25 protein-coding genes are annotated in these 23,361 nt (G+C 70.1%); 11 read left to right on the top strand and 14 right to left on the bottom strand.

The genetic code is table 11. The features are described 5' to 3' along the window. Positions 1 to 10 precede the first annotated feature (10 nt). A complete protein-coding gene (locus tag ABD295_RS03655) occupies positions 11 to 955 on the bottom strand; it encodes a cytochrome c oxidase assembly protein (RefSeq protein WP_344302257.1) in 945 nt (314 codons plus the stop codon). 65 nt (positions 956 to 1,020) lie between these two features. Between ABD295_RS03655 and ctaE the strand changes: the two genes are divergently transcribed. The 5 genes from ctaE to ABD295_RS03630 all read left to right on the top strand — a co-directional run bounded on the left by ctaE (position 1,021) and on the right by ABD295_RS03630 (position 6,810). Further along, a complete protein-coding gene (ctaE, locus tag ABD295_RS03650) occupies positions 1,021 to 1,668 on the top strand; it encodes an aa3-type cytochrome oxidase subunit III (RefSeq protein WP_344302256.1) in 648 nt (215 codons plus the stop codon). Positions 1,669 to 1,702: 34 nt separating this feature from the next. Then, a complete protein-coding gene (qcrC, locus tag ABD295_RS03645) occupies positions 1,703 to 2,590 on the top strand; it encodes a cytochrome bc1 complex diheme cytochrome c subunit (RefSeq protein ID WP_486348080.1) in 888 nt (295 codons plus the stop codon). After that, positions 2,587 to 3,663 (top strand): cytochrome bc1 complex Rieske iron-sulfur subunit, encoded by a 1,077-nt coding sequence (gene qcrA / locus ABD295_RS03640; protein ID WP_344302255.1) that lies wholly within the window; start codon positions 2,587 to 2,589, stop codon positions 3,661 to 3,663. The genes qcrC and qcrA overlap by 4 nt, the downstream gene beginning before the upstream one ends. Positions 3,664 to 3,665: 2 nt before the next feature. Then, a complete protein-coding gene (qcrB, locus tag ABD295_RS03635) occupies positions 3,666 to 5,441 on the top strand; it encodes a cytochrome bc1 complex cytochrome b subunit (RefSeq protein ID WP_344302254.1) in 1,776 nt (591 codons plus the stop codon). 136 nt (positions 5,442 to 5,577) lie between these two features. Next, the gene (locus ABD295_RS03630) at positions 5,578 to 6,810 is read left to right on the top strand and encodes a L,D-transpeptidase (RefSeq protein WP_344302253.1); all 1,233 of its coding nucleotides are present in this window, start codon (positions 5,578 to 5,580) and stop codon (positions 6,808 to 6,810) included. 36 nt (positions 6,811 to 6,846) lie between these two features. Here the strand turns inward: ABD295_RS03630 and ABD295_RS03625 are convergent, their stop codons facing one another. Further along, complete coding sequence (locus tag ABD295_RS03625; RefSeq protein WP_344302252.1) at positions 6,847 to 7,266, bottom strand: MarR family winged helix-turn-helix transcriptional regulator; 420 nt, start codon at positions 7,264 to 7,266, stop codon at positions 6,847 to 6,849. 113 nt (positions 7,267 to 7,379) lie between these two features. On the opposite strand from ABD295_RS03625, the gene ABD295_RS03620 reads away from it, so the two are divergent. Further along, positions 7,380 to 9,392, top strand: coding sequence for an MMPL family transporter (locus ABD295_RS03620; RefSeq protein ID WP_344302251.1), 2,013 nt, complete (start codon positions 7,380 to 7,382; stop codon positions 9,390 to 9,392). 18 nt (positions 9,393 to 9,410) lie between these two features. Here ABD295_RS03620 and ABD295_RS03615 read toward each other — a convergent pair whose 3' ends face one another. Genes ABD295_RS03615 through ctaC form a run of 3 tightly spaced genes read right to left on the bottom strand, consistent with a single transcriptional unit; the run spans position 9,411 to position 12,441 of the window. Further along, positions 9,411 to 9,809, bottom strand: a complete 399-nt coding sequence (locus ABD295_RS03615) for a cytochrome c oxidase subunit 4 (protein WP_344302250.1) — start codon at positions 9,807 to 9,809, stop codon at positions 9,411 to 9,413. After that, on the bottom strand, positions 9,806 to 11,566 hold the full coding sequence (ctaD, locus tag ABD295_RS03610) for an aa3-type cytochrome oxidase subunit I (RefSeq protein ID WP_344302249.1): 1,761 nt from the start codon (positions 11,564 to 11,566) through the stop codon (positions 9,806 to 9,808). Before ctaD ends, ABD295_RS03615 begins: the two co-directional genes overlap by 4 nt. After that, positions 11,563 to 12,441 (bottom strand): aa3-type cytochrome oxidase subunit II, encoded by an 879-nt coding sequence (gene ctaC, locus ABD295_RS03605; protein WP_344302247.1) that lies wholly within the window; start codon positions 12,439 to 12,441, stop codon positions 11,563 to 11,565. The genes ctaD and ctaC overlap by 4 nt, the downstream gene beginning before the upstream one ends. A gap of 115 nt (positions 12,442 to 12,556) precedes the next feature. On the opposite strand from ctaC, the gene ABD295_RS03600 reads away from it, so the two are divergent. Together ABD295_RS03600 and ABD295_RS03595 are read left to right on the top strand one after the other, a co-directional pair. After that, positions 12,557 to 13,708, top strand: a complete 1,152-nt coding sequence (locus ABD295_RS03600) for a cysteine desulfurase family protein (protein WP_344302246.1) — start codon at positions 12,557 to 12,559, stop codon at positions 13,706 to 13,708. Beyond that, positions 13,705 to 13,944, top strand: a complete 240-nt coding sequence (locus tag ABD295_RS03595) for a sulfurtransferase TusA family protein (RefSeq protein WP_344302245.1) — start codon at positions 13,705 to 13,707, stop codon at positions 13,942 to 13,944. The genes ABD295_RS03600 and ABD295_RS03595 overlap by 4 nt, the downstream gene beginning before the upstream one ends. Before the next feature lie 23 nt (positions 13,945 to 13,967). On the opposite strand, the gene ABD295_RS03590 is transcribed toward ABD295_RS03595, so the two are convergent. Further along, positions 13,968 to 14,942: a carbohydrate kinase family protein gene (locus ABD295_RS03590; protein ID WP_344302244.1), complete on the bottom strand. Its 975-nt coding sequence runs from the start codon at positions 14,940 to 14,942 to the stop codon at positions 13,968 to 13,970. 63 nt (positions 14,943 to 15,005) lie between these two features. Between ABD295_RS03590 and ABD295_RS03585 the strand changes: the two genes are divergently transcribed. Continuing rightward, entirely contained in the window at positions 15,006 to 15,191 is a 186-nt protein-coding gene (locus ABD295_RS03585; RefSeq protein ID WP_344302243.1) for a hypothetical protein, read from the top strand. A 64-nt stretch (positions 15,192 to 15,255) separates the two neighbouring features. On the opposite strand, the gene ABD295_RS03580 is transcribed toward ABD295_RS03585, so the two are convergent. The 3 genes from ABD295_RS03580 to ABD295_RS03570 form a co-directional block, all read right to left on the bottom strand. Then, entirely contained in the window at positions 15,256 to 15,612 is a 357-nt protein-coding gene (locus ABD295_RS03580) for a HesB/IscA family protein (protein ID WP_344302242.1), read from the bottom strand. Positions 15,613 to 15,709: 97 nt separating this feature from the next. Beyond that, complete coding sequence (locus ABD295_RS03575) at positions 15,710 to 16,804, bottom strand: glycerate kinase family protein (protein WP_344302241.1); 1,095 nt, start codon at positions 16,802 to 16,804, stop codon at positions 15,710 to 15,712. Further along, positions 16,801 to 17,031 (bottom strand): hypothetical protein, encoded by a 231-nt coding sequence (locus tag ABD295_RS03570; RefSeq protein ID WP_344302240.1) that lies wholly within the window; start codon positions 17,029 to 17,031, stop codon positions 16,801 to 16,803. Before ABD295_RS03570 ends, ABD295_RS03575 begins: the two co-directional genes overlap by 4 nt. Before the next feature lie 44 nt (positions 17,032 to 17,075). On the opposite strand from ABD295_RS03570, the gene ABD295_RS03565 reads away from it, so the two are divergent. Beyond that, complete coding sequence (locus tag ABD295_RS03565) at positions 17,076 to 17,987, top strand: GNAT family N-acetyltransferase (protein ID WP_344302239.1); 912 nt, start codon at positions 17,076 to 17,078, stop codon at positions 17,985 to 17,987. A 31-nt stretch (positions 17,988 to 18,018) separates the two neighbouring features. On the opposite strand, the gene ABD295_RS03560 is transcribed toward ABD295_RS03565, so the two are convergent. Further along, positions 18,019 to 19,254 (bottom strand): glucose-1-phosphate adenylyltransferase family protein, encoded by a 1,236-nt coding sequence (locus ABD295_RS03560; protein WP_344302238.1) that lies wholly within the window; start codon positions 19,252 to 19,254, stop codon positions 18,019 to 18,021. 58 nt (positions 19,255 to 19,312) lie between these two features. On the opposite strand from ABD295_RS03560, the gene nadA reads away from it, so the two are divergent. Beyond that, the gene (gene nadA / locus ABD295_RS03555; RefSeq protein WP_425573955.1) at positions 19,313 to 20,497 is read left to right on the top strand and encodes a quinolinate synthase NadA; all 1,185 of its coding nucleotides are present in this window, start codon (positions 19,313 to 19,315) and stop codon (positions 20,495 to 20,497) included. A 10-nt stretch (positions 20,498 to 20,507) separates the two neighbouring features. Here nadA and pspAB read toward each other — a convergent pair whose 3' ends face one another. The 4 genes from pspAB to ABD295_RS03535 are packed head-to-tail and all read right to left on the bottom strand — an operon-like array spanning position 20,508 to position 23,144. Next, positions 20,508 to 21,116 carry a PspA-associated protein PspAB gene (pspAB, locus tag ABD295_RS03550; protein ID WP_344302236.1) on the bottom strand — a complete coding sequence of 203 codons (609 nt, stop codon included), beginning with the start codon at positions 21,114 to 21,116 and terminating at the stop codon, positions 20,508 to 20,510. A gap of 13 nt (positions 21,117 to 21,129) precedes the next feature. Next, positions 21,130 to 21,999 carry a zinc metalloprotease HtpX gene (gene htpX / locus ABD295_RS03545; protein ID WP_425573954.1) on the bottom strand — a complete coding sequence of 290 codons (870 nt, stop codon included), beginning with the start codon at positions 21,997 to 21,999 and terminating at the stop codon, positions 21,130 to 21,132. Positions 22,000 to 22,050: 51 nt separating this feature from the next. Further along, positions 22,051 to 22,329 carry a PspA-associated protein PspAA gene (pspAA, locus tag ABD295_RS03540; RefSeq protein WP_344302234.1) on the bottom strand — a complete coding sequence of 93 codons (279 nt, stop codon included), beginning with the start codon at positions 22,327 to 22,329 and terminating at the stop codon, positions 22,051 to 22,053. Beyond that, positions 22,326 to 23,144 carry a PspA/IM30 family protein gene (locus ABD295_RS03535; RefSeq protein ID WP_344302233.1) on the bottom strand — a complete coding sequence of 273 codons (819 nt, stop codon included), beginning with the start codon at positions 23,142 to 23,144 and terminating at the stop codon, positions 22,326 to 22,328. The genes pspAA and ABD295_RS03535 overlap by 4 nt, the downstream gene beginning before the upstream one ends. Between the last annotated feature and the right edge of the window lie 217 nt (positions 23,145 to 23,361).

Raw genomic sequence — 23,361 nt, 5'->3', positions numbered from 1 at the left:
GGCCGCGATGCTACCGCTCGGGGTCGTCGACCTGCGTCCCGGTCCGGCGCGCCTCGCGCGCCTCGATCAGGTCGAGGCGGCGGTCCTCCCGGACCGCCTCCCGCAAGGACGAGCGCACCCACTGGGTGAAGAGCACGAGGAAGAGCAGCGCCCCGACGAGGTCGCCCGAGGCCCACAGGACCCCGCCCGCGAGGTGCTGGTCGTCGGCAGCGGTCGGCAGCCAGGCCCCCATCGGTCCGTCGCGGAGCGCCTCGTAGTGCGCGCCGCCGATGAGCGTCGTCTGCCCCATGATCGTCACCCCCAGGAACGCGTGGAAGGGCAGCGTCATCAGCACCATCAGGATGCGGAAGGGGTAGCCGACGCGCCCCGGAACCGGGTCGATCCCCACCAGCGGCCAGAAGAAGAGGCAGCCGACGAGGACCAGGTGGACGTGGGTCATGTCGTGGACCCACGGCGAGGACAGCGTGCCGTCGTACCAACCCGAGAAGTAGAGCGCCCAGGGCGAGACCACGAACAGCGCCAGCGTGAGCGGCGGGAAGGACAGCACCTTCGCGAGCCGGGAGTGGAGCACGACGAGGAGCCAGCGGCGCGGCCGCGCCGGCAGGGTGCGCAGCGCGAGCGTCACGGGCGCCCCCAGCGCGAGCGCGATCGGAACGAACATCGACAGCACCATGTGCTGGACCATGTGCACGCTCAGCAGGGTGGTGTCGTAGGCGCCGACGCCGGAGCAGGTGACGAAGAGGAACGCCCCGATCCCGAGGGCCACGAACGACACCGTGCGTCCCACCGGCCAGCGGTCGCCGCGGCGGCGCAGCACCGCCACGCCGACCAGGTACGCGCCGGCCACCCACACGGTGGGGACGAAGAGCAACGGCTCCAGGCCCCAGGTCGTGAACACCCGTCCCCAGGTGAGCTCCGGCAGGTCCGGGACCGCCGCGAGGGACGCTCGGATCACGTGATCGAGAATAAGGTGCCCCGTCGCCGGGGGTCGGGGTGGCCTTGTCGGTCAGGACCGACATAATGAGTCCCGTGGCGACAACGACAGCGATCCCGGCGTCCCGGCTCCACGGGCACCACGACCGCCCGAGCATGGTCAGCGTGGGCACCATCATCTGGCTGTCCAGCGAGCTCATGTTCTTTGCCGCGCTGTTCGCGGCCTACTTCACGATCCGCGCGGTCAGCCCCGACCTGTGGGCCGAGCAGACCGATCTGCTCAACGTCCCGTTCTCCACGGGCAACACCATCGTCCTGGTGCTCTCGTCGGTGACCTGCCAGCTCGGCGTCTTCGCGGCCGAGCGTGGCCAGGTGGGCCGCTCCGGCTCGATCGCCTACGTCGGCGGCTGGGGCCTGCGTGAGTGGTTCTGCCTCACCTACGTCATGGGCGCGATCTTCATCGGCGGCCAGGCGCTGGAGTACGCCGAGCTCGTGCACCACGGCATGACCATCCCCGACTCGGCCTACGGCACGATGTTCTACCTCGCCACCGGCTTCCACGGACTGCACGTGACCGGAGGGCTGATCGCCTTCCTGTTCGTGCTCGGCCGCACCTACGTCGCCAAGAAGTTCACCCACGAGCAGGCGGTCAGCGCCATCGTCGTGTCCTACTACTGGCACTTCGTCGACGTGGTCTGGGTGGCCCTCTTCGCCACGATCTACCTCATCAAGTAGCCACCGAAGCAACCGAGACCCGATTGGACCCAGAGTGCGCCTCCTGAACCGAACCGCTCGGCGGGTGTCCCGGCACCGTCGCAGCCGGCTCGCGGGCTTCGTCCTGATGCTGTTCGCCCTGCTCGCGACCGGCACGGTCTACTCCGCGTTGTCCCCCGCCCAAGCCGAGCAGGCCACGAGCGACGCCGAGCTGGTCGCCAAGGGCCGCGACCTGTTCCTGGTCGGATGCTCCTACTGCCACGGCCAGAACGGCGAGGGCCAGCGCGACCAGAACGGCCAGAACTTCGGCCCGCCCCTGGTCGGTGTCGGTGCGGCGGCCGTCGACTTCCAGGTCGGCACCGGCCGGATGCCGATGGCCCAGCCCGGCCAGCAGGCGCCCCAGAAGGAGGTCGCCTACTCCGACGAGGAGGTCGCGGCGTTGGCGGCGTACGTCGCCTCGTTGGGCGTCGGCCCGGCGATCCCGAGCTCGGCTCAGTACTCGCTCGAGGGCATGACCGACGAGGAGAAGCAGGAGGCCATCGTGCGCGGCGGCCAGATCTTCCTGGCCAACTGCACCGCCTGCCACAACTTCGAGGGCTCCGGCGGCGCGATGCCGCGCGGCGGCCACGCTCCGAAGATCCGCGGCGTCGAGCCCAAGTACATCTACGAGGCGATGCTGACCGGACCGCAGCAGATGCCGACCTTCTCCGAAGGGACGATGACGCCGGAGGCCAAGCGCGACGTCATCGCCTACCTCAACTCGATCGACGAGAACCCGTCCTACGGCGGATTCGGCCTCGGCGGCTACGGCCCCGTGGCCGAGGGCATGGTCGCCTGGCTGGGCGGCATCGGTGCCCTCGTTGGCTTCGCCGTCTGGATCGCAGCCCACACCACTCGGACCACCCGCAAGACCAAGGCGGCGGCCGGAGAGGACCAGGCATGAGCGACGACACCACCTTGGAGAAGCGCCACGACGCCGCGTCCGCCGTCGTCGAGGAGCCCATCGCCAACCCCGGACTGCCGGCGCACGTCTACCGGCCCACCGACATCGACCCGGCGGCCGAGAAGCGCGCCGAGCGCCAGATCGCTGGGCTGTTCGTCTTCGCGATGCTCTGCGTGGTCGGGTTCGCGGTGTCCTACTTCGTCTTCGACATCGCCGACAACCACGACACCGTCGGCGGCCTGGGCGCGTCGACCCTCGCCCTCGGCCTGACCCTCGGTGGCGCGCTGCTGGCCATCGGCATCGGCATGATCCAGTGGGCGCGCAAGCTGATGAACGACCACGAGATCGTCGAGATGCGCCACCCCGGCCGCTCGTCCGACGAGGACCGCGAGAAGGTCGTCGCCGACGTGCTGCAGGGCGCCGAGGACTCCGGTATCGCCCGTCGCCCCCTGATCCGCAACACGCTCCTCGGGGCGCTCGGGCTGGTCGGCATCACCCCGGTGCTGGCTCTGCGCGACCTGGGACCGCTGCCCGGCGACTCGCTCTACCACACGCCCTGGACCGAGGGCATGCGCGTGGCGGTCGACGTGCTCGGCACCCCGATCCGTCCGGCCGACATGGAGATCGGCAGCCTGGTCAACGGCCAGCCGATGTCGCTCTACGAGGAGAACGAGGAGGGCGAGCCGCTCTACGAGGGCGTCGACCTCCAGGTCGCCAAGTCCAAGGGCTCGGTGATCCTCGTCAAGATGGAGCCCGGCGACATCATCCACGGCAAGGGACGCGACAACTGGACCGTCGACGGGGTGCTCTGCTACTCCAAGATCTGCACGCACGTCGGCTGCCCGATCTCCCTCTACGAGCGCACCACGCACCACGTGCTGTGCCCCTGCCACCAGTCCACGTTCGACCTCGCGGACAGCGCGAAGGTCGTCTTCGGTCCGGCGGCCCGTCCGCTCCCCCAGCTGCCACTGGCGCTCGACGACGAGGGCTACCTCATCGCGCAGTCCGACTTCATCGAGGCGGTAGGACCCAGCTTCTGGGAGCGGGACACCCTGCCCGAGGACGGGAGCTGATCATGAGCGGACGTATCGACACCAGCAAGGTCGCCACGAGCAACAAGACCTCGGCGGCGACCGCCACCAAGCCGAGCAAGGTCGGCGCGGCGGCCAACTGGGCCGACGAGCGCCTCGGTCTCGCCTCGGCGATGAAGAAGCAGGTCCGCAAGGTCTTCCCGGACCACTGGTCCTTCATGCTCGGCGAGATCGCGCTCTGGTCGTTCGTCATCCTGTTGCTGACCGGCGTCTTCCTGACTCTGTGGTTCAACCCCAGCATGGGCGAGATCGAGTACCAGGGCTCCTACGACGAGCTGCGCGGCGTGCACATGTCCGAGGCCTTCGCCTCGACCATGCACATCTCGTTCGACGTCCGGGGCGGTCTGCTCATGCGGCAGATGCACCACTGGGCGGCGATGCTGTTCATCGCGGCCATGTTCGTGCACCTCATGCGCGTCTACTTCACCGGCGCGTTCCGCAAGCCGCGTGAGCTCAACTGGGTGGTCGGCTGCCTGCTGCTCATCCTGGGCATGCTCGAGGGCTTCACCGGCTACTCCCTGCCCGACGACCTGCTCTCCGGCACCGGCATCCGCGCCGCCGACGGGTTCATCAAGTCCCAGCCGGTCATCGGCACCTACATGTCGTTCTTCCTCTTCGACGGCGAGTTCCCGGGCGAAGCGATCATCCCGCGTCTCTACGCCGTGCACATCCTTCTCATCCCGGGCATCCTGCTGGCCCTGGTCGGCCTCCACATGGTGCTGCTCGTCTACCACAAGCACACCCAGTGGCCCGGCCCCGGCAAGACCGAGCAGAACGTCGTGGGCTACCCCTTGCTGCCGATCTACGCCGCCAAGGCCGGTGGGTTCTTCTTCATCGTCTTCGGCGTCACGGCCCTGATGGGTGCGCTGGTCTCGATCAACCCGATCTGGAAGTACGGTCCCTACGACCCGTCGAAGGTGACGGCGGGATCCCAGCCCGACTGGTACATGGGCTGGCCCGACGGCGCGCTGCGGATCATGCCCGGGTGGGAGTCACACCTCTTCACGGGGCCCGGTGGCCTGCCGGCCGTCACGATCCCGTGGAACGTGCTGATCCCGATCATCATCCTGCCCGTGGTGATGCTCCAGGTCCTGATCGCGCTGCCCTTCATCGAGTCCTGGATCACCGGTGACAAGCGCGAGCACCACCTGCTCCAACGCCCGCGCAACGCGCCGTTCCGCACCGCCACGATGGTCTCGCTGATGACGTTCATCGGTCTGCTGTGGATGGCCGGCGGTAACGACATCATCGCGATCCTCTTCGACCTGAGCATCAACCAGATCACCTACTTCAACCGAGCCGCGGTGTTCGTCGGGCCGGCGATCGCGTTCGCGATCACCTACCGGTGGTGCATCTCGCTGCAGCGCCACGACGAGCAGAAGCTGCTGCACGGCTACGAGACCGGCGTCATCATGCGCTCCCCGGAGGGCGGCTACTCCGAGAAGCACCTGCCGCTGCCCGAGGCGCAGGCCTACACCCTCACCGCCCGCGAGCGCGACGAGGTCTACTCCGTCGAGTCGGAGACCGACGCCAACGGGGTCGTGGCCCCGGGCTCTCGGGTGCAGAAGGTGCGGGCCAGGCTGTCGGCGGCGATGTACGCCAACAACATCCAGAAGCCCACCAAGGAGCAGCTCGAGGAGGCCCACCACCACGCGGAGCACGAGCACGAGCTCCAGGCGCCGATGGAGGGGCACCCGGCCGACGGCCACCAGTTCGACGGCCACCGGTTCCACACCGTGGAGGACGAGCAGCTCCGCTAGCAGGTCGAGGTCGACCGGCGCGCGTTCACCCGATCGGGTGGGCGCGCGTCGTCATTTCGCGGTGCGCGTGCCCCGGCCTTTACCCTTGAGGGAGTCGACCACGCTCGCTCCGCACATCTCAGGGGGAACCTCCCGCATGTCCGCACGCCGTCTCCGGGCCTCACGCGCCGTCCTCGGGTTCACCTCGCTGTTGCTGGTGACCTCGGCGCTCACGGCCTGCACGAGCGCCAGCGGCGGCCCCGACTCCCCCGCCGACGATCGAGTCGTGGGCGAGGACGTCGGCGAAGCGCCTGCGGTGGACACGCCCGACCCTGTTCGCGTGGTCACCCGGGTCGGCCCTGACCGGACCGCCGTGTCGGTCGACCGGACCGTCGAGGTGACGGCCACCGACGGCCTCCTGCGCAGCGTCAAGGTCAGCTCCCCCGCCGGACAGCTGCCCGGCGACCTCTCCCCCGACGGCTCGTCATGGACGGCCAGCGAGCGGCTGGAGCCCGGCACGACGTACACCGTGCGCTCGGTCGCGGAGCGCTCCGACGGCAAGGTGAAGCGCAGCAGCTCGCGGTTCTCGACCGTCGACCTCACCCTCGACCAGCAGACCTATCCGTCGGTGGCTCCGCTGGCCGGCGAGACCGTCGGTGTCGGCATGCCGGTGATCGTCAGCTTCGACGTGGCGGTGACCGACAAGGCCTCGATCGAGAAGCACCTGAAGGTGACGAGCACGCCCCGTCAGAAGGGCGCCTGGCACTGGATGAGCGACTACGAGGTGCACTGGCGCCCGGCGACGTACTGGAAGGCCGGCACCGACGTCACCGTCGACGCGGACGTCAACTCCGTGCCGGCCGGCAGGGGCGTCTACGGCCAGGAGAGCCGCCAGGTGTCCTTCCACGTGGGTGACGCGGTGATCTCGAAGGTCAACGCGCAGACCCACCAGATGCAGACCTTCATCAACGGCACCCTCGCCAGGACCACGCCGATCACCACCGGCAAGCCCGGCTTCACCACCCGCTCCGGGGTGAAGGTCATCATCGAGAAGTTCCGCACCAAGCGGATGAACTCCGAGACCGTCGGCATCGCGGCCGGCTCCGCCGAGGCCTACGACATCGACGACGTCGAGTACGCCATGCGCGTCACCTACTCCGGCGAGTTCCTCCACGCTGCACCGTGGTCGGTCGGCAGCCAGGGCTATGCCAACGTCTCCCACGGCTGCACCGGCATGTCCACGGCGGACGCCGCTTGGATCTACAACATCTCCAAGCGCGGCGACGTCGTCGAGTACACCGGCACCGACCGTCCGATGACCCTCGACAACGGTTACGGCGACTGGAATCTCCCCTTCGCGGCCTACGCGGAGGGCTCCGCCCTCGACTGACCGGACTCGAGTCGCCTGCTCGGGACCGACGTCGGATCAGAGCAGGCGCCGGAGCGCGGCGGTCGCCTCGCGCAGGTAGGCCTCGACCACGGCGGCTTCCTCCGGCGTGAGCCGCGAGTCCAGCTCGTAGAGGCCCTCGAACATGGGCATCAGGTGCGCCAGCACCTCCGCACGCCCGGACGCGGTCAGCTCGACGTCGGTGCGCCTTCCGTCAGAGGCGTGCGGGCGGCGCTCGACGTGTCCGCGCGCCGCCAGCCGGTCGACGATCCCGGACGACGCCGCCGTGGTCACGCCGAGGTGGCGCGCCAGCTCGGCCGGTCCCGTGGGCGCGTCGGCCAGCACCTCAAGCGCGCTCAGCTCGGTCTCGCTCAGCCCGGCGCGGCGTGCCACGGCTCCCGGCACCAGCCCGGCGGTCTTCATCAGGGCGCGGAGCGCGCGCAGGGTGGAGGTCTCCATCCCGCTGGCCGGGATGGACGAACCCGGCAGACTGTCCCTAGAATCATTCATCAGATTAGCAATCTTGTTAGTCACCCGCCGAACTATCAACACATCCTAAGGGGATCGCTCCCATGCGGGAACGCTTCGCTCGTCTGCTCCGGCCCATCGCCGCCGTCGGCGTCGTCATCATCGCCGTGCTGGCGGCCGGTGCCCTGCTCGGCGCGCTGGGCGAGGCAAACCTGCAGCCTGGTCCGACCGACGCCGCCCCTGACGGCGCGGACAGCACGACGGTCCTCGAGCTCCAGCAGTCGCTGCCCAGTGGAAGCGACGAGACCGCGGTCGTCCTCCTCACCGATGACGACGGGCTCGACACCGCGACGCTGCGCACGCTGGAGGGACTGCTCCGCGAGATCACCGGTGGCGAGCCGCGCGTGGTCCCGAGCGACGACGGGACCGCGGCCGTCGCCACCCTGCCCGTCGACGCCGCCGGCGCCACGGCGATCGGCGACGAGGTAGAGCGGCTTCGCAACGCTTTGCGCGAGGGCGTGCCCGACGGCGTGACCGCCCAGGTGACCGGTCCGGCCGCCATCCAGGCCGACCTGGCCGACGTGTTCGAGGGGGCCGACCTGCGGCTGCTCCTCACCACGGCGGGCATCGTCGCCGTGCTGCTCCTCGTGACCTACCGCAGTCCCGTGCTGTGGCTGGTACCGCTCGCTGTGGTGGGCGTGGCCGACCGGGTCGCTGCGGTCCTGGCCACCCGCACCTTGGAGGTGACCGGCGTGGCGTGGGACGAGTCGACGGTCGGCATCCTCTCGGTGCTGGTGTTCGGCGCCGGGACCGACTACGCCCTGCTGCTGATCTCGCGCTACCGAGACGAGCTCAAGCAGCACGAGGACCGGTACGCCGCCATGCGCCGCGCCTGGACCGCCACGGCAGAGGCGGTGCTCACGTCGTCGGTCACCGTCGTCGCCGCCCTGCTGACGCTGCTCCTCTCCGTCCTCCCCACGACACGTGGGCTCGGCCTCGCGTGCGCCGTCGGGATCGTCGTCGCCGCCTTCGCCGCGCTCGTGGTGCTCCCCTGCGCCCTGGTGTTGTGCGGTCGGTGGGTCTTCTGGCCGCTGGTCCCGCACGTCGGCCAGCCCACGCTCGCCGAGAGCCGGTCCTTCTGGAGTCGCGTCGGCGGGCTCGTCGACCGACGCCCCAGCCCGGCCGCGCTCGGCAGCGTCCTGCTGCTGGGCGTGCTCGCGTTCGGCCTGACCCAGGTGCAGACCGGTCTGCGCGAGGCTGATCAGTTCCTGGACCAGCCTGAGTCGATCAGCGCCGCCGAACGGCTTGCCGAGTCGTTCCCAGCGGGTTCCTCGGACCCCACGGTCCTCTTGACCCGTGCCGATCCGGACCGCGTCACGACGCTCGCCGGCCAGGTGCCGGGAGTGGACTCGACCCGACCGGGACCGCAGGACGACGGGCTGGCCCGCATCGACGTCGTGCTCGCGGACCCCGCCGGCTCCGAAGCGGCCACGGCGACCGTGGAGCGGCTCCGCGAGAGCCTGGCCGACGTGCCGGACACCTACGTCGGCGGCACCGAGGCCGAGCAGCTCGACGCCGCCAACGCCGCAGCCCGCGACCGCCGCGTCATCATCCCGCTCATCCTGGCCGTCGTCATCGTCGCCCTCATCGGGCTGCTGCGCTCCCTGGTCGCGCCGCTGATCCTGGTGGCCACCGTCGTCGCCACCTACCTCGCCAGCCTCGGGGCGTCCTGGTGGATCTTCACGCAGGTCCTGGGATTCGACCGTCTGGACGTCGGCGTGCCCCTGCTGGCGTTCCTCTTCCTCGTCGCGCTCGGCGTGGACTACAACATCTTCCTCGTGACGCGCGCCGCCGAGGAGAGCCGCGAGCACGGCACCCGGCAGGGCATGCTCCGCGCTCTGGCCACGACCGGCGGGGTCATCACGAGCGCGGGCATCCTGCTCGCCGCGGTCTTCGCCGTCCTCGGTGTGCTTCCCCTGGTCGTGCTCGCGCAGCTCGGCACCGTCATCTGCATCGGCGTCCTGCTCGACACCCTGCTCGTCCGGACGGTCCTGGTCCCCGCGATCGCGCTGCTCCTGGGCGACCGCTTCTGGTGGCCCCGGCGGCTGAGCTCATGAGAGCGCTGCCGTCCAGCGTCAGTGGGCGTGCACGCCGCGGTAGTACTCGAAGACGAGCCCGGTGAGGGCGAGGAACCCGAGGGCGAAGCCGATCACCACGAGCCACCAGGCGCTCAGCGCGACGCCGACGACGATGACGCTCAGGGCCAGGCCGCACCACAGGGGCCACCAGGAGTACGGCGGGAAGAAGCCCAGCTCGCCGGCGCCGTCGGCGATCTCGGCGTCCTTGCGGTCCTCTGGACGCGGCTCCATCTTGGCCGCGTGGAACCCGAGGTAGACCGAGACCATCGCCGCAAGGAGCATGGTCATGGTCAGCGCCGAGGTGCCGGTCCAGTCGTGGGTGAGGAGCCAGTACGCCGGCGTGACCAGCGCGAAGAAGATCGTCGTGCTGATGAAGATCCAGGCCTCAGCCTTCACCGAGCGCCACCTTCCTGATCAGGGTCGTCGAGCCTGTCGGCGAGCATCTCCTGACGGCCTTCGACCTGCGGCGCGTCGGCGATGCCGCCCTCGCGCTCGGCGTCGTTGTGCTCGAGCTCGAGTGCGGCGACTTCCGGGTGGTGCAGGTCGAAGGCCGGCGACTCCGAGCGGATCCGCGGCAGGGTCACGAAGTTGTGGCGCGGCGGCGGGCAGCTCGTGGCCCACTCCAGGGAGCGGCCCCAGCCCCAGGGGTCGTCGGTCTCGACAAGCGGGGCGTTGCGCGAGATGTAGACGTTGTAGAGGAACGGCAGCGTCGAGGCACCCAGCAAGAAGGCACCGACGGTCGAGATCTGGTTGAGCGTGGTGAACCCGTCCGCGGCGAGGTAGTCGGCGTAACGGCGCGGCATGCCCTCGACGCCCAGCCAGTGCTGGACCAGGAAGGTGGTGTGGAAGCCGATGAACAGCATCCAGAAGTGCAGCTTGCCGAGGCGCTCGTCGAGCATCCGACCCGTCATCTTGGGCCACCAGAAGTAGAAGCCCGCGAACATCGCGAACACCACCGTGCCGAAGACGACGTAGTGGAAGTGCGCCACCACGAAGTAGGAGTCCGACACCTGGAAGTCCAGCGGGGGCGAGGCCAGGATGATGCCGGTCAGGCCGCCGAAGAGGAACGTGGTGAGGAAGCCGACCGACCAGAGCATCGGGGTGTCGAAGGACAGGCTTCCGCCCCACATCGTGCCGATCCAGTTGAAGAACTTGACCCCGGTGGGCACCGCGATCAAGAACGTCATGCCGGAGAAGAACGCCAGGTCGACCGCGCCGGTGACGAACATGTGGTGCGCCCACACCGCCACCGAGAGCATCGCGATGCCGAGCGTGGCGCCGACCAGCCCGATGTAGCCGAAGATCGGCTTGCGGCTGAAGACGGGCAGGATCTCGGTCACGATGCCGAAGAACGGCAGCGCGATGATGTAGACCTCGGGGTGGCCGAAGAACCAGAACAGGTGTTGCCACAGGATCGGTCCGCCGTGCGAAGGATCGAAGACGTGCGCCCCGAGGAGCCGGTCGGCGCCCAGGGAGAGCAGCGCCGCGGCGAAGATCGGGAACGCGATCAGCACCAGCAGGCTCGTCACCAGGGTGTTCCACACGAAGATCGGCATCCGGAACATGGTCATGCCGGGGGCGCGCATGCAGATGATCGTGGTGATGAAGTTGACCGCGCCGAGGATGGTGCCGAGACCGGCCATCCACAGGCCCATGATCCAGAGGTCGCCGCCGACGCCGGGCGAGCGGATCGCGTCGGAGAGCGGCGTGTAGGCGAACCAGCCGAAGTCGGCCGCACCGCTGGGTGTCAGGAAGCCGGAGGCGGCGATGATGCCGCCGAAGAGGTAGAGCCAGTAGGACAGCATGTTGAGCCGCGGGAACGCGACGTCGGGCGACCCGATCTGCAGCGGCATGAGCACGTTGCCGAAGCCGAAGAACAGCGGCGTCGCGAAGAGCAGCAGCATGATCGTGCCGTGCATGGTGAACAGCTGGTTGTAGAGGTGGTCGCCGACGACCTGGTTGCCCGGAAAGGCCAGCTCGGACCGAATCAGCATGGCCATCAGGCCGCCGATCATGAACCACACGAACGAAGTCGTGAGGTAGAGCTTGCCGATCAGCTTGTGGTCGGTCGTCGTCAGGATCCGGACCAGTTGCTGGCCGATCGGGCGACGCACGGGCGCGGCGCTCTCGGCGCGCGCGGCGATGGCGGTCACTCGGACTCTCCTTCCTCGGACTCAGCGTCATCCAGGCCGGCCTGGGTGTAGGCCTCGGCACCGCCGAACAGCGGGGCGTCGCTGGTGTTGCCCTTCTCCTCCAAGCGCTGGAGCTCGGCGTCGTACTCCTCGGGACTGACCACCTTGACGTTGAAGAGCATCCGCGAGTGCGAGACGCCGCAGAGCTCGGCGCACTTGCCGACGTAGTCGCCCTCCTTCATCGGGGTCACCTGGAAGGAGTTCACCCGTCCCGGGACGACGTCCATCTTGATCAGGAAGCCGGTGATCCAGAAGTTGTGGATCACGTCGGGCGACCGGAGCTGGAACTCGACGGTCTCACCGACGGGCAGGTAGAGCGTCGGGACGTACTGCGCCGTGCCGACCTCGAAGACGTTGGGCGCGTCGACGGCGTCCTCTTCGGTGTAGTTGAAGGTCCACTGCCACTGCTGGCCCACCACCGCGATGGTGTGGTCGGGGTCGTCGACCTCTTCCAGGAGGGCGTTCTGGGCGTTGACCGTGTGGAAGAAGAACACCACGACCATGATGACCGGGGCGATCGTGTAGAAGATCTCGAGCGGCAGGTTGTAGCGCGTCTGGATCGGGATCTCGTCGTCGCTGCGCCGGCGGAAGGCGAAGCAGGCGTAGAAGATCAGCCCCCAGACGACGACGCCGGTCGCCATCGCGGCGACCCAGCCCCAGCGCCACAGGTCGAACACGTAGTGGGAGGTCGTGGTCGCGTCGCGGTCGGGCATCGCGAGGTTCTTCAACGCCTCGGTGTCGGCTGCACTGCAGCCGGACAGCACGACGACCGCAAGGGCGACCACGGCGAGGAACGCCAGTCCACGGACTCGACCAGCACCTTCCGGCACAGCCACAGGAAGCCTCTCTCTCGAACGGCACTCGACACCACGCACGCTATCGCAATCCACCGCCGGTTCAGCGACAGGGCTTGTCATGGGATCAGTCGCTTACCGGAGGTAGGTTCCCCATGTGCAGGCCCGTACACATCACTGGGACGCGGCGTCCGGCGAGGCTCTGCACCCTGCCGGTCGCGAAGCCCTGCTCGCCGCACTCGACAAGGGGTACGCCGACCCTCGGCGCCTGCACGGCAGCGGGCGTGCCGCGAGGCTCCTCCTGGACAATGCGCGAGAGGTGACCGCCTCCTGCTTGGGAGTGCGAGCGGACGAGGTGAGCTTCACGGCCAGCGGCACCGAAGCCGTGCACCGAGGTCTCCTCGGGCTGGTCACGGGACGGGTGCGCGACGGGGCGAGCGTGGTCCGCACGGCCGTGGAGCACTCCTCGGTGCGTCACGCGCTGGACTGGCGCGGCACCCCGCAGGTCGAGGTGCCCGTCGACCGGGACGGACGGGTGGACCCCGACGACGTCCGGTCGGCCGTCGGGTCCGCGGACGGTGGTGCGGCCGTCGTCGCCGTGCAGTCCGCGAACCACGAGGTCGGCACCCTTCAGCCCGTGGCGGAGATCGCGGCCGCCGTGCCCGACGTGCCGATCTTCGTCAGCGTCGCCGCCTCAGCCGGACGACTGCCGCTTCCGTCGGGGTGGTCGGTCGCTGCCGCGTCCGCGCACAAGTGGGGCGGCCCGGCCGGCCTGGGGCTTCTGCTGGTCCGCAAGGGGGCCAGGTGGCGCAACGCCTTCCCCGCCGACGACCGGATCGACGAGCGGGTGTCCGGCTTCGAGAACGTGCCGGCCGCGCTCGCTGCCGCCGCTGCCCTCCAGGCCGTCGTCGCCGAGAGGGACGAGGTCGGCCGCGCGCAGGCGGCGCTGCTCGACCGGATCCGGGCCGCTGTCGCGACCCTGCCCGACGTCGAGGTCGTCGGCCACCCCCACGCGCGGCTCCCCCACGTGCTGACCTTCTCGTGCCTCTACGTCGACGGCGAGGCCCTCGTGACCGAGCTCGACCGGCACGGCTTCGGGGTGGCCAGCGGATCGGCCTGCACGGCCTCGACGCTCGCGCCGAGCCACGTGCTGGAGGCGATGGGGGTGCTGACCCACGGCAACGTGCGCCTCGGACTTCCCTGGCCGACGGCGGACCATCCCATGGCAGCCGTGGAGGCTGAGGTCGACCGGTTCCTGGCCCTGCTTCCGGAGGTGCTGGTGGAGCTGCGCGGCAGGATCGGCCTGTGAGTGCCGACGTGACCCTGGAGATCGACTGCCGTGGGCTGCGCTGCCCGATGCCGGTGATCGAGCTGGCCAAGCGGATCGACGAGGTCGAGGTCGGCGATCTGGTCGGCGTGGTCACGCACGATGCCGCCGCGCGCGTCGACGTGCCGGCGTGGTGCCGGATGAAGGGGCAGGAGTACGCCGGTGAGGACGACGCCGACGACGGCGCGCCCCGCTTCCTGGTGCGAAGGATCGTCTAGGTCGAGCCGCGCGACGTCCGGTGTCAGGTGAGGTGGGGAGCGACCTTCTCCGCGGCCTCGATGCCGTAGGACATCTCGACGCGCTTGACGAACTCCGAACCGGTGAAGGTGTACTCCTGCGTGCCGACCGTCTCGACGACGTACGCCGCCAGCACGCAGCCCACCTGGGCCGCGCCCGCGTCGTCGAGCCCCCACGCCAGCCCGGCCAGGAAACCGGCCCGGAAGGCGTCGCCCACCCCGGTCGGCTCGACGGCGGTCACGTCGGACGCAGCGGCGACCTCGACCGGCTCACCGCCCGGTCGCGTCACGCGGACGCCCTTCGCGCCGAGCGTCTTGACCTGGCAGCCCACGCGTGAGAGGACCTCGTCGGCCGACCAGCCGGTCTTGGACTCGATCAGGTGCGACTCGTACTCGTTGGAGAACAGGATGGCCGCCCCGTCGATCAGGTCGCGAATCAGCTCGCCCTCGGCGAAGGCGAGCTGCTGGCTGCAGTCGGCGATGAAGGGGTAGCCGCGGGTTCTGCACTCCTGTGTGTGCCGTCGCATCGCGACGGGGTCGTCGGCCCCGATCAGGACGTACTCCGGCGTGCCGACACGGGCCACGATCGGACCGAGCTCGATCTGCCGCGCCTCGCTCATCGCGCCGGGGTAGAACGAGGCGAACTGCGCCATCGTGGAGTCGGTCGTGCACACGAAGCGCGCGGTGTGCCTGGTCGACGAGATGTGCACCGACGCCGTGTCGACGCCGTGCCGCTCGAGCCACGACCGGTACTCGGCGAAGTCCTCGCCGGCCGCGCCGACGAGCACCGGTCGGAGGCCGAGCCGGGCGAGCCCGAAGCACATGTTGGGGGCGACCCCGCCGCGGCGGATCTCGAGGTCGTCGACGAGGAAGGAGACCGAGAGCTTCTCGAGCTGCTCGACGACCAGCGAGTCGGCGAACTTCCCGCCGAAGCTCATCAGGTGGTCGGTGGCGATGGAGCCCGCGATCAACAAGGACACGTGCGCGAACACTACCGGTCAGTCACCATTGTGACCCCTTCACGAGAGCACTAGCGTCGAGCCATGACCGCCTCCGACCGGATGTTCGCCGACGCCCTAGCGACCCGGGAGCGGCTCCGGGAGGCCGTTCTGCGCCCCGCTCCGAGCCTGCGCTACGAGGACCAGGCGCCGGAGCGTCCCAAGCGCGACATCGAGGTCAGCGAGGCCGCAGCCCGCTTGGCCGCCGCGCTGCACCTGCACCTCGACTGAGCTGGGAAGCAGAAGGCCCCCGTCGACGACGGGGGCCTTCGTTCATGTCTGCGTTCGGCTCACATCAGTGGAACGAGTCGCCGCAGGCGCAGGACCCGGTCGCGTTGGGGTTGTCGATGGTGAACCCCTGCTTGTCGATCGAGTCGACGAAGTCGATCATCGCGCCGTTGAGGTAAGGCACGCTCATCCGGTCGACCACGACGGAGACGCCGTCGAAGTCGGTGATCTCGTCGCCGTCGAGCGAGCGCTCGTCGAAGAACAGCTGGTAGCGAAGGCCGCTGCAACCGCCCGGCTGGACGGAGATGCGCAGGCTCAGGTCGTCGCGACCCTCCTGCTCGAGGAGGCTCTTCACCTTCGCCGCGGCCACCGGGCTCAGGTTGATGGAGTCGGTGTGGCGCTCGGTCTGGACCTGGTCGGTCATCGTCGGGGCTCCCGTAGGTCTGTGGAGGTGCGTACGTCGGTCTCAATCGTCGCACACGAGGGGTTATTCCCGGGCTTCCACACGGCAACCGGACACCTCAGCGCGACCAGCTGCGGGCGACCCGCTCGGCGAGGTCGGCGAGTGAGTCGGCGGGCGCCCCGAGCGCACGCTCGAGTCCCACGTGGTCGACCAGCGAGTGGGCCGCCTCTATACCCAGAGCGCGCATCTCGCGGGCGCCGACGTCCACCCGGCCGGCCAGGGCCACGCACGGGCGGATCGCCTCGGCGGCCACCTGCGCGACACCGAAGGGCACCTTCCCCGCACGTGAGGAGAAGTCGAAGGACCCCTCCCCCGTGATGACCAGGTCCGCAGCCCGGGCGCGAGCAGGGAGGTCGACCGCCTCGACGACCAGGTCGATGCCGGGGCGGCGTTCACCACCCAGCACGAGGAGCGCGTAGCCGACGCCTCCTGCCGCTCCCGCGCCCGGCTCGAGGGACGTACGCCGGTCGGTCGCCTCCGCGAACGCCTCCAGCAGCGCGTCGACGGCTGGGAGCCGCTCCTCGGGGATGCCCTTCTGCGGGCCGAACGTCTTCGCCGCGCCGAACAGGCCGGTGAGCGGGCTGTCGACGTCGCTCGCGGCGATGATCCGGACACCCTCGACGGCGCGTCGAGCCGCAGCAAGGTCGACGGTGGTGATCCCCTCGAGGCCGGCCGCGCCGTCGTCGAGAGGCCGGTCCGCGGTCGCGCCGAGCGCCGCCAGCACACCGGCCCCGCCGTCGGTCGAGCCGCTGCCGCCGAGGCCGACGACGATCTCGCTCGCCCCCGACTCGACCGCCGCGGCGACGAGCTGACCGACGCCGTACGACGAGGCGTGCTCGGCCCGTGCCTCGGTCCGGCCGCCGGTGAGGTGCAGCCCGCACCCCTGGGCGGACTCGATGTAGGCACGCTCCCCCACCCGCAGCACGCCCGCAGGGGTGGGCTCGCCGAACGGACCACGCACCGTCACCGCGAGCAGCTCACCCCCCAGGGCCTGGTGCAGGACGTCGAGGAACCCGGGCCCCCCGTCGGCCATCGGCGCCTGGTCGAGCACGTCGTCCGGAGCGTGCCGCGCCCAGCCGGCAGCGATGGCCTCGGCGGCCTCGCCGGCGGTGAGCGTCCCCGCGAACTTGTCGGGCGCGACCAGCACTCTCATGCCTGTCCTCTCACGATGCGGCTTCTCACGATGCGGTCCGGCTCGGCCGATCGACGAGGCACGCGAGCTGCGCGCAGCTGGGCGTCCTCGACACGGCCCCCACCCCGCGCGGATCGGCTGTCGGCCGCTTCGACACGGGCGCGCAGGACGGCGGCGGAGAGACTGACCACCTCGCCGCTCGAGGGGTCGACGATGAGCAGCTCCTCCTCCACCCCGACCTTGCGCACGGGTCCATCCTGCCGGTCGTGTGCTACTCCTAGGATCGGGGCCGATGAGCAACGCTGAGCCGACCTCGGGCAGCGACGTCCGCATCAGGCCCATGCGCCCCGACGACGTCGCGGCCGTGGAGCGGCTCACGTCGCAGAGCTACTACGAGCTCGACCAGCGGACCTCACCCCGTGGAGCGTCCGACCCGTCGCCCCGCTCGGCCGCGCGCGGACTCTTGTGGCAGCGGCGCGTCCACCACCTGCTGGGCACCGACCCGGGTGGTTGCTGGGTCGCCGAGGTCGACGGTGCAGTGGTCGGGACGGCGGTCTCGTTCAACCGCGAGCTGATGTGGGTCCTGGCGTCCTTCGCGGTGCGTCCGGACCTGCAGGGCGCGGGGATCGGGGCGCAGCTGCTCGCCGGCGCGCTCCACCACGGACGGGGCTGCCTGCGCGGCATCCTGTCCGCGTCCGCGGACCCGAAGGCGGCGCGCCGCTACAAGCTGGCGGGCTTCGACCTGCACCCCCAGATGCTCCTCCGCGGGCACGTCGAGCGGTCCGCGATCCCCGTCGTCGACCGGGTCCGTGAGGGCTCGGCCGGCGACTACGACCTCATGGACTCCGTCGACAGGCGAGCCCGCGGTGCCGCGCACGGCCCCGACCACGCCGTGCTCGCCGCCGAGTTCCTGCTGCTAGTGGCGGACCGGAGCACCGGCTCCGGCTACGTCTACGCCACGGAGACCGGCTCGCCGGTCCTGCTCGCCGCGACCAACCGTCGTACGGCCGCCGACCTCACCTGGGCCGCACTCGCAATGAGCCCGCCCGACGTCGCCGTCGAGATCCCTCACGTCACGGCGGCCAACCAGTGGGCCATCGACCTCGGCATCGCTGCCCGCCTCGATCTCCACACGCTCGGCTATCTCGCCGTACGCCGGATGAAGCCGCCCGCGCCCTACCTCCACCACGGCAGCTTTCTGTGAGATTCCCCGCCCGGTCGACCGGGGAATCTCTCTACGTCGTCGTTCCCGGTTCCAAGCGGGAACCGGCAGGGAGCCGGCCCCGGCCGAGCGTCGAGCCCATGCCGACGAGCACCAGGTCCTCGTCGCGCGCGATCCGAGCGGTGGGGGCCTCGCCGACCACGGCACCGCGGCCGACCCGGCTGTGCTCGTCGACGATGGCCGTGCGCAGCTCGGCTCCCCGCTCGACCACGACGTCCTCGAACAGCACGCAGTCCTCGACGCGGGCGCCCTTCTCCACGACCACGCCGGGTCCGAGCACGCTGTTGACCACCTCGCCGGCGATGTCACAGCCCGGCGAGACCAGGCTGTCGACCACGGTGCCACCCCGCACCCGCGCCGCCGGCCGGTCCGGCCAGTGCGAGATCACGGGGCGACCGGGGTGGTCGAAGACGTCCACCTTCCCGGCCAGCAGGTCGCGGTGACCCTGGAGGTACTGACCCGGTTGCCCGAGATCGCGCCAGTAGCCGGTCAACGGCACCGCGCGCACGTCACCGGACGAGATCAGGCGCGGCAGGAGGTGCTCCCCGAAGTCGCCCAGCCCGCTGTCACCCTCGAGGTCCTCGCCCGCCTCGTCGTCGAGCTCGGCCCGCAGCGCGTCCAGCGCGCCGATCAGCGCGTCGGTGCGGTACACGAAGATCTCGGTCGCGACGGTGCCCGACGAGGGTCTCGAGGGCTTCACCTCGACGCCGGTCACCCGGCCGCCGCGCCCGGTGAGCACGACCACGTTGTCGGACGCCTCCTTCTTCGTCACCTCGCTGGTGAGGACGGTGGCCACCCGCCCCGACTCGACGTGCTCGTCCACGATCGGCGCGAGGTCCATCGAGAACACGTGGTCCGCGCTCGAGACGAGCACGTGCGGCGCTCCGAACGACTCCAGATCGGCCCGCATCCGCAGCAGCAGGTCGGCGTTCCCGTGCGCGAAGCCCTCCTCGGTCGCAGGACCGGTGCCTGTCTGCGGGACCACGCGTCGGAAACCGCCGCGGTTGCGATCCAGGCTCCACGGACGCCCGCCGGAGAGGTAGTCGTCGATCGAGGCGACCTGGTACTGGACCGACACCCAGACGTCGGCGAAGTCGGAGTGCGCCAGGCTCGACAGCGTGAAGTCGACGAGCCGGTGGACGCCGCCGTACGGCAGCGCCGGCTTCGCCCGCTCGCGCGTCAGCACGTCCATGCGCGAACCCTGACCGCCCGCCTGTACGACGCACAGCACCTCGCCCCGACGTGCCATCCGCCTCACCCCTGTTCGCTTGTGCCCCGCCTATGGATCGCGCCCTACGATGACGCATGTGAGCATCATCGACCTACCCCTCCTCCCGCTCGGCAAGGGGAGGGACCTCGGCACCGAGCGTGGCGTGGAGTGCCCGGGTGACCTGCCGTCAGCGTCCGACCCCACGCTCGTCGAGCGGGCCAGGGTGGCCAAGGAGGCGCTCGGCGAGCGGCTGTTCGTCCTGGGGCACCACTACCAGCGTGACGAGGTCATCCAGTTCGCCGACGTGACCGGTGACTCCTTCAAGCTCGCGCGCGACGCGGCCGGGCGTCCGGCGGCGGAGTTCATCGTGTTCTGCGGCGTGCACTTCATGGCCGAGTCGGCCGACATCCTCACCGCGCCTGAGCAGAAGGTGATCCTCCCCGACCTCGCGGCCGGCTGCTCCATGGCGGACATGGCGAGGCTCGCGCAGGTCGAGGATGCCTGGGACGCGCTGGTCGACGCCGGCGTCGCCCAGGACGTCGTCCCCGTGACCTACATGAACTCCAGCGCCGACATCAAGGCGTTCTGCGGGCGCAACGGCGGCGTCGTGTGCACCTCCTCGAATGCCGACGCAGCCCTGGAGTGGGCGTTCGCGCAGAAGCCGGATGCTCCTGGCGGTGGCAAGGTGCTCTTCTTCCCCGACCAGCACCTCGGCCGCAACACCGCGGTGCTCAAGATGGGCCTCTCGTTGGACGACTGCGTGGTCTGGGACCCGCGGCAGCCGAACGGCGGGCTCAGCGTCGAGCAGCTGCGGGACGCGCGGATGATCCTGTGGCGCGGCCACTGCTCGGTGCACGGGCGCTTCTCCGCCGACGTCATCGACGAGCTGCGCGCGAAGGACCCCGACATCAGCATCCTCGTGCACCCGGAGTGCACGCACGACGTGGTGCTCAAGGCCGACCTGGTCGGCTCGACGGAGTTCATCATCAAGACCATCGAAGCCGCTCCGGCAGGGTCGTCGTGGGCGATCGGCACCGAGCTCAACCTCGTCAAGCGGCTCTCGCAGGACCACCCCGACCTGTCGATCTCCTTCCTCGACCGCAACGTCTGCTACTGCTCGACGATGAACCGCATCGACCTTCCGCACCTGGTCTGGGCGCTGGAGTCGCTCGTCGACGGCGTCGTGGTCAACCAGATCGAGGTAGACCCCGACACCGAGCGCGACGCGAAGGTCGCGCTGGAGCGGATGCTGTCGCTGCCGGGCAAGTCGCACCGCGACTAGGCGACCACTACTAGAGGCCGGGCGCGCCGTACACGCCGAGCCAGCGGGTCAGGTCCGGCTCGAGGGGCAGCTCGCCGGTGAGCACGTCGCGCACCGAGAGCTCGAGCAGGTTGTCCCGCGCCAGCGGGTCGGCGCCTTGGCCAAGGTGCCCGCGCACCGGCGCGAACGGGTAGAACGTGCCCTGCTTGTAGAGGTAGACCAGCCCGACCCGACGCTGCGCCGAGTCGCCGAACACGACGACCGTGCAGAGCAGCCCGGTCGCGAAGCCCTGGTCGGCCAGCGTGGTGTTGACCGCGTGCAGGCCGGTGCACAATGCCTCCGTGTCGGCAGGCGCAGCGGCAGGGTCGCCGTCGATGACCAGCCAGGTGTAGCCGAAGGAGTCGGTGGTCGTGGTGACCTCGGGCGCCCGCTCGTCGTCACGGAGCAGCGCCAGGATCTCGGCCTCGGTGTCGGCGTACGCCGCCCCGCCGGGCGCACGGAAGCACACCGAGCCGACGCCGGTCGCGTGCAGTCCGAGCTCGGTCTCCAACGCGATCGCGGCGCTGGGCACCGCGAACAGCGCGTCGAGGTTGGGCTGCGGCGCGCGGCTGCGCCCCGTGATCGCGTCCCAGAGACCCACGTGAGACTCCGGCTCAGCTGCCCGGGCGGGACAGCTCGGCCTGGATGCGGGCCAGCTGCTCGAGCCGCTGCTCCAGCGACGGGTGCGTGGAGGTGATGGTCCGCATCGTCGCGCCGCTGATGGCGGGGGCGATGAAGAAGGCGTTCATCGCGCTGGTGGAGCGGAGGTCGCGCTGGGGGATCTGGTTGATGCCGCCGGTGATCTTCTGCAGCGCGCTCGCGAGAGCCGCCGGCTTCATCGTGAGGTAGGCGCCGGCTCGGTCGGCGCTGAGCTCGCGATAGCGAGAGAGCAGCCGAGTGAGGAAGAAGCTGATCGCGTAGACGACCAGGCTGAGCAGGAGCGCGACGAGGAAGGCCGGCGCGCCGCCGTTGTTGTTGCTCCGTCGCGCCATCCCGAAGCCGCCGAACTGCGCCGACCGGGTCAGCATCCCGGCGACGATGCCGGCCGAGGAGGCCAGGGTCATCACGAGCACGTCTCGGTGCGCGACGTGCGAGAGCTCGTGCGCGAGCACCGCCTCGAGCTCCTCGGCGCTGAGCGTCTGCATGATGCCCGTGGTCACGCACACGACCGAACGGCTGGGCGAGCGCCCCGTCGCGAAGGCGTTGGGCAGCGGGGTGTCGGCGATGCCGACGCGCGGCTTGGGCATGTCGGCCAGGGCGCACAGCCGGCCGATCATCTCGTGCAGCTCGGGCGCCTCCTGCGGGCTCACCTCGCGGGCCCGCATCGCGCGCATCGCGACCTTGTCCGAGGACCACCACTGGTAGAAGGCGATGGCGATACCGCCGATGGCGAAGAGCGGGGCGTACTGCGGCGGGAAGACGTACATCAGCGTCACCACGATGGCGACGAAGAGGCCGCCCAGCAGGAACAGCACCGTCGTCATGCGAACGGTGAGCCCCGTGTCGGGGAGGAAGCGGGTGCGGGCCAAGTGGGTCTAGCCCGGGATCAGACCGTCGTCGTCGAGCATCTGACGGACCTCGTCGATCGTGGCATCGGCCGGCGGCAGGATCAGGTCCGACTCGTCCAGGCTGTCGTCGGCGTGCGGCGTGCCGTGGCGGCGCACCGCGTCCAGGAGCGCACCGAGCGCGGCCCCGAAGGTCGCCTCGTCTCCGGCGTCCACGGCGGCTTCCACCGCTACGTCGAGAGCGTTGAGCTCCTCGAGAGCCGAGTCGTCGACGAGGAGCTGGCCCTCGCCGAGGATCCTGACGATCACGGCCGGGTCTCGCCCTCGGCCTCGGCCTGCTCGCTGACGGGTCGGGCCGCCGGCTCGGCAACCGGCTCGGCCTTGAGGATGTCGCCGCCGTCCTCGGCGCCCTCGATGGCCTGGGGCTGGCTGCTGCCCTTGAGCCGGGCGAGCTCGGCCTCGACCTCGGCCGTCGAGCTCATCGCGTCGAGCTCGCGGGTGATGTCGTCGGCAGGGCCGGTGGCGGTGACGTCGTCGAGGGCCCCGGAAGCGATCAGCTCGTCGATGGCACCGGCGCGCGCCTGCATCTGTGCGGTCTTGTCCTCGGCCCGCTGGATCGCCAGGCCGACGTCGCCCATCTCCTCGCCGATCCCGGAGACCGCCTCGTTGATGCGGGTCTGGGCCTCGGCGGCGGTGTAGGTCGCCTTGATCGTCTCCTTCTTGGTGCGGAAGGCCTCGATCTTCGCCTGCAGACGGCGCTGGGCGAGGGTGAGCTTCTCCTCCTCGCCCTGCAGCTGTGCGTGCTGGGTCCTGAGATCGGTGATCTGGCTGGTCAGCCCGGACTTCCGGGTGAGCGCCTCGCGGGCGAGGTCCTCGCGTCCGACCGAGATGGCCTTCTCCGCCTGCTGCTGCAGCTTGGCCGACTGCTGCTCGAGCTGCGTCACCTGGAGCTCCAGGCGCTTGCGGCTGGTCGCCACGTCGGCGACGCCGCGGCGTACCTTCGTGAGCAGCTCGGTCTGGCGCTGGTAGCTGTAGTCGAGCATCTCGCGCGGATCCTCCGCGCGGTCCAGCGCCTTGTTGGCCTTGGACCGGAAGATCATCGTGATGCGCTGCCAAAGACTCATCGGACGGTGGCTCCCTCTGGTTCCCCAATTGTGCTGCTGTGTTCTGGCGTGTAGGTGCGGTGCTCGATCCAGGGCGCGATCCGGGGATCGTGTCCGTCACCTCTCACCCTAGGGTGTGACGGCAACCCCGCACACCGCGTTGCCGCACGCCGCCGCCGGTAGGCTGGCCCTTCACGACCCACCGCGTCACCCAGCCAGTCATCGAGCCAGTAGAAGG

The sequence above is a fragment of the Nocardioides bigeumensis genome (genome assembly GCF_039531755.1).
Classification (GTDB): Bacteria; Actinomycetota; Actinomycetes; order Propionibacteriales; family Nocardioidaceae; genus Nocardioides; species Nocardioides bigeumensis.
This window is presented reverse-complemented; position numbering and strand designations above follow the sequence as displayed.